We start from the raw sequence: 14,975 nt of genomic DNA, 5'->3' as shown, positions 1-14,975 counted from the left end.
TGAGTCATGACGCTGGCGCTATCAAGTGAAAGAAAGTGCCGGTCACATGGTCACGACGCGATCCCGTTTCCGAAACGCCCATCCCCTCGGCATCGGTCACGCGGGCGAGCGGCGGATCGGGCTGTTCCAGAATCGTCGAATAATGAAATTCATGTCCGCGCAGCTTATCGCCGGCAGAAAAGCCCGCCATCGGCGCCACAAGTTCAGCGTGCCGATAGCCCAGGTGCATGCGCCGCTGTTCATAGCTGGTGACCAGCCCCAAAAGACCGGCCATGCGGTGTCGCGTGCCGTCCTTGTCGATCAACGCCGCGCCCAGAGCCATGTACCCGCCGCATTCCCCATGCACCGGCCGCGTTTCGGCATGGCGCTTCAAGCGGGCATGAAAATTTTCAGCAGCGGCAAGCCGCCCGGCATGAAGCTCCGGATAACCTCCCGGCAGCCATACCAGATCGGCATCGGGATCAGGCCCCTCATCGGCCAACGGTGAAAAAGGCAGAATCTCCGCTCCGGCGCGACGCCAACCCTCCAGCATGTGGGGATAGACGAAGGAAAAGGCGGCATCCTGCGCCAATGCGATACGTTGGGCGGGAGGGCGCGGCAGAGGGCTAGTCGAGGACGGACTCGGAAGGGCGGCGGCCGCCCTCTTGATAGCGGTCAAATCGGCATGCGCCCGCATGAAGGCGGCATAGTCGGCGATAGCAGCATCCAGGTCGGGATGCTCGGCTGCCTGAACAAGACCCAAATGGCGTTCGGGCAAAACCAGATCACCTCGCCGGGGAAGTGCGCCTAGTACCGTGATTCCAGACGCTTCCATGCCCCTTCGCGCAAGGCGTTCATGCCTGGGACTGGCAACCCGGTTCAGGATCACTCCGGCAAAGGGCAGTTCGGGATCATAATGCGCAAAACCCAAAGCGGTGGCTGCCGCCGATTGCGCCTGACCGGAAACATCGACCACCAGCACCACCGGCCAGCCCATGCGCCGCGCGATCTCTGCGCTGGCTCCGTTACCTACGGCTCCGCGCTGAGCCACGCCATCATAAAGGCCCATCGAACCTTCAGCGACCACAAAGTCGGCATCCGCAGCCTCCGCCGCGATCCTGTCCAGAAGAGCGCCGTTCATCGCCCAGCTATCCAGATTGAAAGAGGCACGGCCACAGGCGACCCGATGAAAGGCGGGATCGATATAGTCCGGGCCGCTCTTGAAGGGCTGCACTGCCAGCCCCTCCTCCGTTAGCGCCCGTAATAGGCCCAGCATGACAGTCGTCTTGCCTGTGCCCGATGCGGGCGCGGCGATCATCAATCCAGGATTGCTCATTCTGGAGCCCTAAAGAAAGAAGAACCCGCCCGGGGTCGAAAGCGGCGGTCATAATCGGGGGCGTAAAGGCTACTTTCGGCAAAGGCTTCTGCCGTCAGTACGCGGCCTACCAGAATTAGCGCGGTGCGCTCCATGCTGTCGGCAACCGCCTCCTGAACGGTCGCAAGGGTAGCGCGCACGATCTGCTGATCGGGCCAACTCGCCCGCCACACCACCGCAACTGGGCAGTCATGGCCATAGGCCGGGACCAGGCTGGAGATCACATGATCGAGATTGTGAATCGATAGATGGATAGCCAGCGTAGCGCCGGTCGCCGCGAATTTGGTCAAGCTTTCATCCGGCGGCATGGTGCTGGCCCGCCCGGGCGTGCGAGTGAGAACGACTGATTGCGCCAGCTCTGGTAGGGTCAGTTCCACCTGAAGCGCAGCTGCGGCCGCGGCGAAGGCAGGGATGCCGGGCGTTACCGTGTACGGCACCCCCATTGCCCGCAAACGACGCAGTTGCTCCCCCATGGCCGACCAGATGGACAGATCCCCCGAATGCAGCCGAGCGACATCGTGCCCGGCGGCATGGGCTGCCCGGATTTCCGCCATGATGTCGTCGAGAGACATAGGCGCACTATCGACAATATGCGCGCCGGGCGGACAGTGGTCCAATATGGCGGCCGGAACCAGCGAACCGGCATAGAGGCACACTTGGCATGAAGCGATCAGATCGCGGCCGCGCAAGGTCAAAAGATCGGGAGCGCCAGGGCCAGCACCTATGAAATGGACGGTCATGAGAGGGTTCCTTGGGCGATGGCACAGCTTGCCATTCGATCGGGCGAAATATGACGGCTAGTGATCAGGCGTGCGCTCGGACCTGCCGCGGCCAGAGCCGCCGCCTCGGCGACGCTACCGGTCGCGCGGGCACCCAGGCTTGCAGCAGATTGAGTTTGGGTGGGCGCTGCCCTCAACGCCTCCTGTGAGACGGCGATCAGCGGCAGGCCCAAAAGCTCAGCCAGAGTGGCAAGCGCCGGAGCCTTGTCGTCCGGCGCAGCGAGCGCGGACACAGGCGGATTTCCTGCTTGCGCCAATGCCAGCGCCGCCCGGAGAGAGGAAAGGTCGGCTGCCTTCCGAAAGCCAAAGCCTGCCACAATCAAAGAACCACGCTCCATTGCACAATCGGATAATGAGCGCGCCAGCCACGCCGGGCGCCGAGCGGAGCAGCTTCGGATAGTTCGATCCGCAGGAGATTGCCGCCTTTCAAGGCATGCCATTGGGAAAGCAGCGCTTCAGATTCAAGCGTCACCGCGTTCGCCACCAAACGGGTGCCGACGGTTAGTCGCGACCACAATATTTCCAGCAATGACTGCGACAAGCCGCCGCCGATAAATACCGCGTCCGGGGCACGGTGCCCTTCCAATATCTGCGGTGCCGAACCAAGGATCACGTTCAGCCGGTCGACGCCCAGCGCCTCCGCATTGGCTGTCGCCCGCGCGGCACGAACTGGATCGCTCTCAAACGCGATCGCCTGTGTCGTGGGATGCGAGAGCAACCATTCGATGCCGACCGATCCCGACCCCGCGCCGATATCCCACAAGGTTTCGCCCGGCCGAGGCGCCAGCGCGGATAGGGTGAGAGCCCGCACCGGTTGCTTGCTGATCTGTCCATCATGGTCGAACAGGGCATTGCTTATGCCAGAAACGCGGGAGAGGACGGCCCCCTCCCCTGCACATTCGATGCCCACGGCAACGGGATGAGCGATATCTTCCCACGCAGGCGCTTCGGCTCTTGTCTCACATATCCGTTCGCGAGGGCCGCCCAGGGCTTCGAGCACATGCAATTTCGATGTTCCGAAGCCGCAACCGCTCAGATAATCGGCGAGTTCAGCCACCGCCTTACCATCCCGTACCAACACAAGCAGACGTTGACCCGGTGCAAGATGTGGGCGTAGCCGCGAAAAGGAAGCCGCGTGCAGCCCCAGACAGGCCGTTTCATCGAGTGCCCAACCAAGCCGGGATGCGGCAAGGCTAAATGTCGAAGGAGCGGGATAAGCGACCCATTCGCCAGGGGTGAGATGCTTAGCGACCACCGAACCCGCGCCAAACCAGAAAGGATCGCCTGACGCCAGCATAACCACCCGCCGGCCCCGGTGCTGCAAAAGCTGAGCAATTCCCTGATCGAAGGGCGCCGGCCATTCCATCGTTTCGCAGGCAATATCCGGCAGCAGCAGCAGATGGCGCACGGCACCTGCCACCAGTTCGGCTTGCGCCAGCGCTTCGCGGCTTGCTAGGGAAAGGCCCGACGGGCCGTCTTCACCCAGCCCTACAATCGTCAGCCACGCCGCATCAGGAGCATCAGACATTCCAAACGTCCTTGTCCTGGGAGGTACTACGGAGGCAAGCGCGCTGGTTGCGGTCCTTGCCCAGCGCAGCATACGCACGACCTTGAGCTATGCAGGACGGGTCGAACACCCAAAGGCGCAGCCGGTGCCGATCCGTATAGGGGGCTTTGGCGGAGCCGATGGCCTCGCGCACTACCTGCGCGACAATGAAGTGACGCATCTGGTGGATGCCACTCACCCATTCGCCGCCACGATCAGCACCAATGCGGTTATCGCCGCGGGTAAGGCGCGCATTGCGCATATCGCCCTCACCCGTCCACCTTGGAGACCCGTCGCCGGGGACCGGTGGCAGGCGGTGGGCAATGTCGACGCGGCGGTGGGGGTCCTGGCGGGCCCTTCGCGCCGTGTCATGCTGGCTTTGGGGCGCATGCATGTGGATGCTTTTGCCACGCAGCCTCAGCATCATTATCTTTTGCGCTTCGTGGATGCGTCTGGAAATACTCCGCTCCTGCCGCATCACAGCCTCGTGGTCGAGCGAGGACCCTTCACCGCCGATGGCGACACGAGGCTGATGCAGACTCACGCCATCGACATAGTGATTTGCAAGAATGCCGGGGGCCATGGAGCCGAGGCCAAATTGATCGCCGCGCGCCGACTGGGCCTTCCGGTGATCATCATCGACCGCCCCGTCCTGCCGCCAAGACTGGAGACGAATGACGTTGAGGAAGTGGTGCGCTGGCTGAATCATGACGCCCACCGGGGGGTATAGAGGATTGAGCCGCCCGGGCGTTCGATCAGCCGAGTCTTGCTGGAACCGATAATCACCAGCGTACGCATGTCCGCCATATCGGACCGCGCATCCGACAAAGGCGTTATCCGCAAACATTCCTGTGGGGTGGTAACGGCACGGGCGAATAGAACCGGACGGTCATCCTGACAAATGTCGCGCAGCAGAGCCAGGGCATTGGTGAACCCCTCGGGTCGCGCTTTCGATCGCGGATTATAGATGGCGATGGCAAAGTCAGCTTCCGCCGCCAGGCGCAAGCGACGTTCGATCAACGCCCAGGGCTTCAAATTATCGGACAGGTTAATGACGCAGAAATCGTGCCCCAGCGGCGCGCCAGCCCGGGCGCTCGCGGCCAGCATGGCTGTTATGCCTGGCAGCACGCGGATGTCGAGATCGCGCCACTTGTCGGGATCAGTCTCCAGCGCTTCGAACACCGCCGCCGCCATCGCGAAGATGCCAGGATCGCCCGACGAAACCACAACTACCTTGCGTCCAGCCGCCGCCATTTCCAGGGCATGGATTGCGCGGTCCACTTCCACCCGGTTGTCGGAACTGTGCAGCGTCAGTCCGGGGCGCGGCATTACCCGGGCGACATAGGGAATATAGCCGACGACGTCTGTCGCCTGCGCCAAAGCTGCCTCAACCTCTGGCGTGGTCAGCGCTTCATCGCCCGGCCCTAATCCCGCAATGGCGATCCAGCCGCTCATGGCCGCCGTCCCTGGCCATGAATCAGCAGGATCGAGAAATAAGGAGCTACCGCGTCGGCTTCGCTCAGTCGCGTGACGCGCTGACCTGCCATGGCCGCATATTCCACCAACCATGCCTCATGATCCCGTCCGGCGGCGGTGACCGCTCGGCGAAGCTTGTCGAGATTGCGGCCGATCTTCATGACCACCAGTGCGTCGGTATCGCGGATACGGCGTGCAAGATTCTCTTCGGGAAGGGTAGCCGTCAGCACCGTGAGCACATCATCGCCCCAGGTCATGGGGATGCCCGTTGCCGTCCACGCGCCCGACATGCCGGTAATGCCGGGCACAACCTCTACCGGCACCTGATCCCAAAGCCGCGTGTACAGATGCATGAACGAGCCGTAGAAAAACGGATCGCCTTCGCACAGGACGACAACGTCCTCACCCGCGCGGGCGAGTGTCGCCAGGTGGCGAGTGCAGTCGGCATAAAATGTCGAAAGGCAACCATTGTAGCGCGGATCGGCCACCGGAATTTCCGTGGTTACCGGATATTCCATGGGCAGTTCGACCACATCGGCGCGCAGCATTCCCTCAACGATCCGCCGCGCCTGCCCCGGCTTTCCGGCTTTGCGGAAATAGGCGACATGACGCGCCCCACGCACCAGCCGGTCCGCCCGGACGCTGAGCAGATCTTGTGAACCCGGACCCAGCCCTACCCCGTGAACCACGCCGGGCTTCATTCCGCACGGCTCGCAATGGCATTGATCGCAGCAACGGTAATCGCGCTGCCGCCCATCCGGCCCTCGACAATGCAGGAGGGCACGGGCTGCGCCGACCACAGTGCCGCTTTGGATTCGACTGCGCCTACAAAGCCGACGGGGCAGCCGATGATTGCTGCTGGTCGGGGACAATCGGGGTCCTCCAGCATGTTCAGCAGGTGAAATAACGCCGTGGGCGCATTTCCAATTGCAACGAGGGCGCCGGCCAGATGCGGACGCCAAAGCTCCAGTGCAGCGGCAGAGCGAGTGTTGGACATCGATTGGGCCAGCTCCGCCACCTGGGGAGCGTGCAGCGTGCAGATTAATGCGTTGTCGGCCGGCAGGCGCGCACGAGTGATGCCCTCCGTCACCATACGCGCATCGCACAGAATGGGCGCACCGTTTTCGAGCGTCGCGCGGGCCACCCGGACAAAATCGGTGGAAAAGTGGATCTTCGAGGCAAGTTCCACGACCCCGGCGGCATGGATCATTCGAACGGCGACCTGTTCTTCATCCGGGGAGAAGCGCGCAAGATCGGCTTCTGCGCGAATGATTCCAAAGGATTGACGGTAGATCGCCGTGCCATCGGTTTCATAGATATGTGGCATCAAGTGGCTCCAAAAAGATTAAGCGTCTGGGCAGCGCTCAGCCCCGACAGGGCGGGCGGCTCCCCAGCACGGGCATGAAAGGCCAAATCGAAAAGACCGTTGCATCCCGTCAGGGTGACATCGGCAGGCTGGGCGCGGGCACAACCCTTTGCGCAACCCGACACGTGCAATCGGCCGGCGATATGGGGCATAAGGCGGTTGGCGATATCACGCGTTTCTACCGTTGCCTGCGGACAGGAGGGTGCTCCGGGGCAGGCATCCACCCGAATCGCAGCGTTGGCAGGATCGTGAACAAAGCCGTCTGCTTCGCCCGAATCGGCACCTTCCAAAATTACTATGCGCCAAGGGGTGATCCGCAACGCCTCTGCGCTGCTGGACAGCATCAAATTGATCAGGGCCTGCGCCTCAATCCGACCGAAGGGCAAGCCATATGCCGCACCACAAGGATGCTTTCCCGGTTGAGAACGCAATGCTGCAGCCGCCGGATATTCTTCTCCCAATGCCCAGTCTGGAAGAAGCGCCTCGTGGCGCGCCATCCGTCCCGCACGGACGCCGCCAGATTCCACAAACCAGTGCGCTAAACCAATAAGGGCGTCGGCTTCTGTCCCAAGGGCAATAGCGACGCCGGTATCGCGCCCGTCCGCCCTCAGGATCAAACCGCCTGATTGGCCCCGCTCAATCCGGAAATCACCAGGATCCTGGCTCAGAGCCGAAGACAGGCCCGCATCAATCGCAAATCCGACTTTTGCGGGCAGTTCCGGCAAATCGTCGAGCCGCTCCATCAGGGCGGTCGCGATGCGTTCAGTTCCATCTCCCGGCACCCAATCGGGCGCGACCAAAATGTTGCGCCTTGCCTCGGTGACAGGATCAGGGTCGACAAGACCGAGATCCACGAGGATGGCAATCAATGCCGGCCAAGCGCTTTCGCTTACGCCGCGAATCTGAAGGTTGGCGCGACTGGTCAAGTCGATCAACCCTGAACCATGGGCCAGGGCGGCTTCACACAAGCCGATGGTTTGAGCACGGGTAAGACGACCCACCCGCGGCCGCACTCGCACCAGCAGCCCGTCTCCGGCCATCATTGGACGCCATGCATTGGGGCACCAGCCTTTGATTGAGGCGCTCATGCGGGGGTTGCTGCTCATGCCTGGCTTTCCAAGCTGGCGAGAATGGAGTTGCGGCGCGTTCGCCACAGCCCGGCTGCGTGCAACGCGGAAAAACCAGCCTGCATGGCCGCCAAAGCACCAGGATTTTCGCGTGTCAGGAAATCGCGCACCTCTTCCCGACCCATGGTCGCGTCATGGTAAAGGTCGATGAGATGCGATGGCACAGCCCCGGCGAGATGGGCAAACATGCCTAGATGGTCGAGCGTTGCCGCCAGTTCGGCTCCGCCACGAAACCCATGACGCATCATGCCCGCCACCCAGTCGGGGTGCGCAGCGCGGGCGCGCACCACACGCGCAATTTCCTCTGTCAGGGTCCGCGCGCTGACTTGCTCAGGATTACGGGCGTCCAGGTGATAGAGGCTGGCCGATCCGCCCGTCACAAGTTGCGCGGCGGCAAACCCCGCCTCATGCGCCGCATAGTCCGCAGCTAGCAGAAGGTCCGTTTCAGGAAGGTCCTGCAAATGAACAAAGGCGTCCGCCGACGCCACGCGAAGCCGCAGGCCGTCAGGATCGAACTGTTCCGACCCCATGTCCAATGCATGGCTGGACGCCGCAAGCCAGGCCCTGCCCGCCGCCAATCGATCCTGCACGCTAAAAGCGCCAGAATCGACGTTCAGGCCATAACTTCCCGGTTGCGGTCCATAGACACGCGGGGCGACGGCGCGGCCGGCAAAGGGGTTCCATTCCGGCGGTTCATCGCGTGCACACAACGCCCGCACCGCCTGTCCGAAGAGCGCGGGAAGCGTCGGAAAGGCGTCCCGGAACAGCCCGGACACCCGCAGCGTCACATCTATGCGGGGACGGTCGAACAGCACAAGCGGCAGAATCTCCACGCCCGACACTCGCTCTGATGTCATATCCCAAACGGGCTTCGCCCCCAATAGATGCAAAGCCATGGCGAACTCTTCGCCCGCGGTTCGCATCGTAGCCGAGCCCCATAGGTCCACCACCAGTCTGCGGGGATAATCGCCATGATCCTGCAAGTGCCGCCGGATGAGTTCTTCCGCCACCTTGACGCCTTGTTCATGGGCCGCGCGGGATGGCACGGCGCGTGGGTCGATAGTGTATAGATTGCGGCCCGTAGGCAGTACATCGGACCGCCCGCGAAAGGGCGAGCCAGACGGACCCGGCGCGATGCGCCGCCCCGCAAGCGCCGTCAGAAGCCCGTTGCGTTCCGCATCACCATGCTCGCCCCGGCCGAAAATATGCAAACCGTCGCCGAACTGGCTTTCCTTCACGTCGCAAACAAACCTGTCGATGCGGGAGATAGCTTCAATCGTCGTGGTGGCGCTGTCGAGACCAAGTTCCTCTTCCAGCCCAAGCGCCTGCGCCTCGGAACGGATGTCGGACTGCAACCGGTTGCGCCGGGCTGGATCAAGTCCGTCGGCATTGGAAAATTCGTCCAATAGCGCTTCTATACGCGCCAGACCCATGCCGCCTTCCGCCACCTTCATCGGCGGCGGCACATGCCCCAGCGTCACGGCCCCGATGCGGCGCTTGGCTTGCGCAGCTTCGCCCGGATCGTTGACAATGAAGGGGTAGATCACGGGCGTCGGCCCCAAGAGTATCTCCGGCCAGCAGGTGTCCGACAGGGCGACCGATTTGCCGGGCAGCCATTCCAGCGTGCCGTGCGCGCCGATATGCAGCAGTGCATCGATCCCCTGCTCCCGCAGCCAGAGATAAAAGGCGACATAGGCATGGCGCGGCAAGCGCGACAGATCATGATAATCATCGCCACGCGTGTGGGGCATGCCGCGCTCCGGCTGCAGCGCAATCGTGACTGCCCCCGCTTGCAATGCCGCGAATATAAATTTGCCGTCGAGGGCTGAGGGGTCGTCCTCGGGTTCCCCCCAAGCCGCGGACAGTTCCGCGCGCAAAGTATCCGGCACGCATTTCAGCGCCTCGCGATATTCCTCCAGCGACCAGCTCAATCGATCCGTCTGAAGCGCAATGGCGAGGTTCTCGCGATCATCCGTTACATAACCTGCGCAAGACAGATCATGCAAAATCGCTTTAGCAGATGCCAAAGCGTCAAGGCCGACCGCATGGGCCATCTGATGGTCCTTGCCGGGATAGGTTGAAAGAATCAGCGCCAACCGCCGTTGATCCGCAGCCTTCTGCCCCAGCCTTACCCAGGCAGTGATCCGTTCGACTATGGCATTGATCCGTGATGGTTCCGCCCGATGCTCCGACCGCGCATATTCCAGATCGGCATCGATGATAGCTGTTTGCTTGAAACTCGCCACACCGGCAAATAGCCGTCCGTCGACTTCGGGGAGCACTATGTGCATGGCCAGATCGGCTGGAGAAAGACCGCGAGATGCCGCTTCCCAAGCTTCGCGCCCGGAAGTCGCGAGAGCGAGCTGAAACACAGGAACGCCAGCAGCGTCGAGGGGGGTCGCCCCATCCTCCCCGCGTGCCGAAAACGCAGTGGCATTAACGATGGCAACGGGAGCAAGCGCCTGCACCCACCGTTCCAACCATTCGCGAGCGCTGGGGTCCTTTAGTGACGGCGCGAACAGCCCCAGCACATCAAAGCCCTTTTTCCTGAATGCGGCATGCAAAACCTCAAAAGGGTGCAGATCGGCTGCCGTCAAATAGGCGCGGTAGAAAACAAGCAGGATTTTTGGCCGGGATGAGGTCAAGGCAAAGGCCGCAGGACAGGTGATACCCTCATCTGCATGCCACGCCCCGACTGTTGCGACTGCATGGGCGCTTTGCACCCGTTCGCTCTCAAGCCCCGTTGCCAGCGCCAGCTTCGTAAGCGCCATTTGCGCCGCGACCTCCCCGCCGGCGTCGCAAAGCTGCGCAAGTTCATGCAGCAGCGGCCCCGGCAGCGTCGAGAACTCATTGAGCCGCGTGTCGATCCTGCCATCGGCGGGCAAAACCGCGAGTGCGATTCCGCGCGTCCTCGCCAATGCCTCAACCTGCTGGAGCCCATAGGCCCAATAGGAAGACCCGCCGATCAACCGGATCAGGATTGCCTTGGCGCCTGACAGCGTCTTTTCGACATAGGTGTCCACTGACAGCGGATGCGTTAGTTCTGATAGGTTGGCGAGGCGAAGGCTGCTCAATGGAGAGCCTGCCGCTTGCGCACGCCGCCACCCAGCCGCGAATGCACCAAGATCGCTGTCGGAAAAAGACAGGACCACAAGATCCGCAGGCGTTTGCCCAAGATCCTTTGGAACCGCCATTTCTTCAAGCCCGTGGGTTTCGCGGAAGATGACATGCATGGGGGCTTAGGCCTCGACAACCTGCCGGATTGCGTCTGCGTCAATATGATCGCGCTCGGCGATAGCCACCAGCCGAGTTATACGCGGCTCGTCCTCACGCCAGAGCCGATCATATTGGCTGCGCACTCGCGCACCCACCGCCTGGACCAAAAGACGCATGGGTTTGCCCGCTACCGCGGCGTAGCCCTTGACGCGCAAGATATTCTGATCCCGCGCCAAGCTCTCGATCCGCGCGGACAGATCGGCAGGGTCGATGATCTGGCCGAATTCCACAACCACGCTGTCAAAATCATCATGCTCATGGTCGCCTTCCCCGTCATGATGCGATGGACGCGCCGCGATATCGTCTTCTGCGGCAGCGCCAAGGCCCAGGATCAAGCGCGGGTCAATCGCTCCCTCTTTCAGTTCTATTACCGGGATCGAGCGCGCTGCTTCGGCAGCAATGACGGCTCGTGCGGCGGCGACGCCCTCTGGCCCTGCAAGATCGGCCTTCGTCAGCAGCACCATATCGGCGCAGGCGAGCTGATCTTCAAACACTTCGGACAGCGGCGTCTCATGATCGATATTGCTATCCGCAGCGCGCTGAGCTTCAAGTGCGTCTAGGTCCGGGGCGAAGCGGCCCGCCGCAACCGCCTCTGCATCAGCCAGCGCGATCACGCCATCCACGGTGACGCGCGACCGGATGTCGGGCCAGTCGAACGCCTTGAGCAGGGGCTTTGGCAGGGCGAGGCCCGATGTCTCGATCAAGATATGGTCAGGGCGTTGGTCCAGATTGAGCAGTTTTTCGATTGTGGGAATGAAATCATCGGCCACGGTGCAGCAAATGCACCCATTGGCAAGCTCGACGATATTTTCGGCCGGGCAATCGGGAATGGAGCAGGATTTCAGGATATCGCCATCGACGCCCAGAGTGCCGAACTCATTCACGACCACTGCCAGCCTGCTCCCTTCCGCGTTCCGGATAAGATGACTGATCAGCGTGGTTTTTCCGGCGCCCAGAAAACCGGTTATGATCGTCACAGGCACTTTATTCAGATCGGACATCGATGATCCCCATGCGCCGGAGCAACGATGGCAGGGGCTTGCCGACGGAAATGTCGGTCAGTACGCGACCCCGGGCGGGCGCAAAAAAAGCGCCCGTTGTCACGTTCCGATGCGGCCCCAGCCGCTCATTCGTCGCTCAGACGGAGGATTACCGTGCCGTGACCAACCCCTGGACCAAGGCAAGAGCGACCAGTGCGCCGGCAGGTCTCCTGGCTCGCGGGTCAAAGCTTGATGCACGGCCTTCCCAGGGTCAGCATCTTCATGCCGCAACCCAGTGGCTGCCCCTTTTTGAAAAAGGAGCGATGTGCATCGCGCTCGCCGCTTACAGTTGCAGGGACAGCCGCGGATTTGGAAGCCAAAGCTTCCGCACCGCATTCCCATTCAAGCCCCTTGTGGGGCACCGGCGCGATCATGAAGATCAATGTTACCCAACCTTCGGATTCAGCTCCTAAACGAAAAACATTTGAATGCAAATTCGCGATAGCATCACGCGGCGAGCGTGACCTCGATCTCATCAAAGCGCTTCCAGCGATAAATGACGAAGCTGGCAATCCAGCAGAAAATGAAAAGGCCGATGATGGCAAAGCCCATGCTGTTGAAATTTTCGCCTAATTCAGCAGCAAGCGTCCACGGGGCACCGGTAAGGCCCAGCTTTTCGCCCAGGAGAGCAACCGCCTCTATGCCGCCGATCACGATGGCGACTATCGCCGAAATCAATGTGATGGTGATGTTGTAGTATAGCTTGCGTATCGGCTTTACGAACGCCCATTGATACGCGCCCATCATGACCACGCCATCGGCGGTGTCGACCAGCGCCATGCCAACCGCGAACAACGCCGGCAGCACCAGAACCGTGCCGATCGAAAAACCGTCGGCCGACTGACTGGCGGACAGACCTAAAATGGCGACTTCCGTTGCGGTATCGAAACCCAGACCGAACAGAAAGCCCAGCGGCGCCATGTGCCAACTGCGGTTGACGAGCCGGAACAATGGTTTGAACAGTCGCGCCAGCAAACCCCTATTGCCGATCAACAGGTCGAGGTCCTCCTCGACATAAACACCCCCTGCCCTGACATGCACGAAGGTTTTCCAGACGGACCGCAGGATAATGAGGTTCATTGCGGCAATAACAAAGAGAAATGTAGCCGAGACCGATGTCGCAATCAGGCCGCCAACCTGCTTGAACTCTTCCAGACTCGTCAGGGCGGCAGTGGTCATCGCAATGGCGACGGCTGCGATCAGAACGATCGCGCTATGGCCGATGGCAAACCAGAAACCCACGGATATAGGTCGCTGACCGTCCTGCATCAGCTTGCGCGTCACATTGTCGATTGCCGCGATATGATCGGCATCGACGGCATGGCGCAGCCCTAGCCCCCAGGCAAGCAAGGCTGTACCCAGCATCACGGGTTGGTCATGAAAAAGGGAAAGCGCCCAAATCCATATGGCGACATTCGCCGCCAGCAACAACCCAAAGAGCCAACTGACGCGGCGACCAAATCTTGAACGGACGGATGGCAGTGGCAGGGCCATTATGAATGCTCCTGGTGAGGAAAGGGGGAATGGGGCGGCCCGCGCCGTCGGATACGCCGCAAGTCGCGGCCCAGCTTTCGAAAGCCCATCCAGCTGCCTGTGGCGCAGACAAACGCCACGGCCGCCAGCAGGGGCAGGATGACGAGGTTGCGCAACAGCCCCGCGCGCAAGCCCGGCAGGTCAAAGCTATGCGGAGCGTTCCACAACCAGCGCTCGGCACGGGACACGCCATCGACCACATGGATCAAGGCCCCCGATTGGGCGTCAATATAGAGGCGCGTACGCTGGGAATCTGAAAGGATCGCTCGCCACACCGGCAGCTTCACCGGTTGTTTATAGGCATAATAATAGGGGTCCTCGGATCGCAGCAGCGTCAGGGAGGCCAGGGGCGGCCCGTTGCGCAAGGCCGCTTCGACTGCCCCATGTTTCAAAATCGCCGGTCGTCCCAGCGCATCGATCCGCGCCATGTGTCCATGCGAGTCCGTTGTGACGAAAAAAATCCGTCCGCCCAGGGGCGCGCTTTCGATACGGACTGTGCCGGGTGGAAGCTGGCGGATATTGCGCAGCGCCTCACGCACATCGGTCCAGTGCATCGTTCCGGTTAAGCGATGCTGCTCCGCTGCACCCGCGTCGCTGTCGAACACGCCCCAGGGGCTTACGGACAACAGCCCGCTAGCCACCCAGCTCAGGGTAATAAGTCCGACGACCAGCCCGGATATATGATGCCACCACCAAAGGCCGCGATAAGGCGATCCAGTCTTCCCATCCCTTCCGCGTCTCAGGCGGGCAATCCCTACCCAAAGTCCCGTGACGGTCAGGAAGCAGCCGGCGAGCGAAGTCCAGATGACGACTTGCGCCCACGCGTGCGGATGCTGTCGCAACATCGTGGGGTACAGCCAGTGGGGTATAGCGCCCAGCCAGCCCCAGAAGCGTTCGAAGCGGGTCGTTTCCTGCACCACCTCGCCGGTCCGGCCAGCGATATAGGCCGTCGCCCCTGCGCTGTCGGTATAGTCGATACGCCAGAGCGGACTATTGTCCCTGAAAGCCTGGACCGTCCATTGATCGACCGTGATCGGCGTCGCTGCCGCTACGGGTCCGGGAATGCCGAAGTTGCGGCCGAAATCACCGCCGACTCTCCGCATGTCGTCCGCGGACAGCGGCTGCACGAGCTTACCAGTGACAAGCTCATAATTTTGCGGAGAGGCGCGCGTCTGCCAGATCGCACGTTGCCCAGCGCTGTCCGGCACCACCCGCAGCACCGGCCGGCCGGCCATCATCTCCACCCGCGCCGAAGCGAGAGCCGTTTGCGGGGCTAGGGCTATGCGGTCCCAGTCTTCCGCGACGGGCAGTTGCAAGGGTGAGAGACCGCGCAACTGTTCGGTCGGTAGAAGCCGGGGATAATCGACATAGAGCATCACGAAGCCGGACAGGCACCAGATGGTCATCAGCACACCGATGACGACGCCCAGCCAGCGGTGCAGGACAAGAATGAGGCGCAGCACCGCGCCTCTCTTCCC

At 61.9% G+C, this 14,975-nt stretch carries 13 protein-coding genes and 1 riboswitch; of the genes, 1 reads left to right on the top strand and 12 read right to left on the bottom strand.

What is annotated here, in order from left to right:
• Positions 1-4: 4 nt before the first annotated feature.
• From HNQ99_RS03470 to cbiE, 4 genes are read right to left on the bottom strand one after another with little or no spacing between them, the layout of a single operon-like run.
• Positions 5-1,315 carry a cobyrinate a,c-diamide synthase gene (locus HNQ99_RS03470; protein ID WP_184474250.1) on the bottom strand — a complete coding sequence of 437 codons (1,311 nt, stop codon included), beginning with the start codon at positions 1,313-1,315 and terminating at the stop codon, positions 5-7.
• Positions 1,312-2,094 carry a precorrin-4 C(11)-methyltransferase gene (cobM, locus tag HNQ99_RS03465; protein WP_184474249.1) on the bottom strand — a complete coding sequence of 261 codons (783 nt, stop codon included), beginning with the start codon at positions 2,092-2,094 and terminating at the stop codon, positions 1,312-1,314. Before cobM ends, HNQ99_RS03470 begins: the two co-directional genes overlap by 4 nt.
• A complete protein-coding gene (locus HNQ99_RS03460; RefSeq protein WP_184474248.1) occupies positions 2,091-2,456 on the bottom strand; it encodes a cobalamin biosynthesis protein in 366 nt (121 codons plus the stop codon). Before HNQ99_RS03460 ends, cobM begins: the two co-directional genes overlap by 4 nt.
• Positions 2,453-3,661, bottom strand: a complete 1,209-nt coding sequence (cbiE, locus tag HNQ99_RS03455; protein WP_184474247.1) for a precorrin-6y C5,15-methyltransferase (decarboxylating) subunit CbiE — start codon at positions 3,659-3,661, stop codon at positions 2,453-2,455. The genes HNQ99_RS03460 and cbiE overlap by 4 nt, the downstream gene beginning before the upstream one ends.
• Between cbiE and HNQ99_RS03450 the strand changes: the two genes are divergently transcribed.
• Positions 3,660-4,409 (top strand): cobalt-precorrin-6A reductase, encoded by a 750-nt coding sequence (locus HNQ99_RS03450; protein WP_184474406.1) that lies wholly within the window; start codon positions 3,660-3,662, stop codon positions 4,407-4,409. The genes cbiE and HNQ99_RS03450 overlap by 2 nt on opposite strands.
• Here the strand turns inward: HNQ99_RS03450 and cobJ are convergent.
• From cobJ to HNQ99_RS03410, 8 genes are all read right to left on the bottom strand, one after another.
• The gene (gene cobJ, locus HNQ99_RS03445; RefSeq protein ID WP_184474246.1) at positions 4,385-5,134 is read right to left on the bottom strand and encodes a precorrin-3B C(17)-methyltransferase; all 750 of its coding nucleotides are present in this window, start codon (positions 5,132-5,134) and stop codon (positions 4,385-4,387) included. The genes HNQ99_RS03450 and cobJ overlap by 25 nt on opposite strands.
• Positions 5,131-5,856, bottom strand: coding sequence for a precorrin-2 C(20)-methyltransferase (locus tag HNQ99_RS03440; RefSeq protein WP_184474245.1), 726 nt, complete (start codon positions 5,854-5,856; stop codon positions 5,131-5,133). The genes cobJ and HNQ99_RS03440 overlap by 4 nt, the downstream gene beginning before the upstream one ends.
• A complete protein-coding gene (locus HNQ99_RS03435) occupies positions 5,853-6,482 on the bottom strand; it encodes a precorrin-8X methylmutase (RefSeq protein ID WP_184474244.1) in 630 nt (209 codons plus the stop codon). Before HNQ99_RS03435 ends, HNQ99_RS03440 begins: the two co-directional genes overlap by 4 nt.
• Positions 6,482-7,627 carry a cobalamin biosynthesis protein CobG gene (locus HNQ99_RS03430; RefSeq protein WP_246414391.1) on the bottom strand — a complete coding sequence of 382 codons (1,146 nt, stop codon included), beginning with the start codon at positions 7,625-7,627 and terminating at the stop codon, positions 6,482-6,484. The genes HNQ99_RS03435 and HNQ99_RS03430 overlap by 1 nt, the downstream gene beginning before the upstream one ends.
• On the bottom strand, positions 7,624-10,881 hold the full coding sequence (gene cobN, locus HNQ99_RS03425) for a cobaltochelatase subunit CobN (protein ID WP_184474243.1): 3,258 nt from the start codon (positions 10,879-10,881) through the stop codon (positions 7,624-7,626). The genes HNQ99_RS03430 and cobN overlap by 4 nt, the downstream gene beginning before the upstream one ends.
• Before the next feature lie 6 nt (positions 10,882-10,887).
• Entirely contained in the window at positions 10,888-11,925 is a 1,038-nt protein-coding gene (gene cobW, locus HNQ99_RS03420; protein ID WP_184474242.1) for a cobalamin biosynthesis protein CobW, read from the bottom strand.
• Positions 11,926-12,107: 182 nt separating this feature from the next.
• Positions 12,108-12,345, bottom strand: a riboswitch (cobalamin riboswitch).
• 66 nt (positions 12,346-12,411) lie between these two features.
• Positions 12,412-13,458, bottom strand: coding sequence for a HoxN/HupN/NixA family nickel/cobalt transporter (locus HNQ99_RS03415; RefSeq protein WP_184474241.1), 1,047 nt, complete (start codon positions 13,456-13,458; stop codon positions 12,412-12,414).
• Positions 13,458-14,960 carry a PepSY domain-containing protein gene (locus HNQ99_RS03410; RefSeq protein WP_184474240.1) on the bottom strand — a complete coding sequence of 501 codons (1,503 nt, stop codon included), beginning with the start codon at positions 14,958-14,960 and terminating at the stop codon, positions 13,458-13,460. The genes HNQ99_RS03415 and HNQ99_RS03410 overlap by 1 nt, the downstream gene beginning before the upstream one ends.
• Positions 14,961-14,975: the final 15 nt, after the last annotated feature.

Source organism: Rhizorhapis suberifaciens (assembly GCF_014200045.1).
GTDB classification, from domain to species: Bacteria; Pseudomonadota; Alphaproteobacteria; order Sphingomonadales; family Sphingomonadaceae; genus Rhizorhapis; species Rhizorhapis suberifaciens.
The sequence above is the reverse complement of the archived record's forward strand: the minus strand, read 5'-3'. Positions and strand labels throughout refer to the sequence as shown.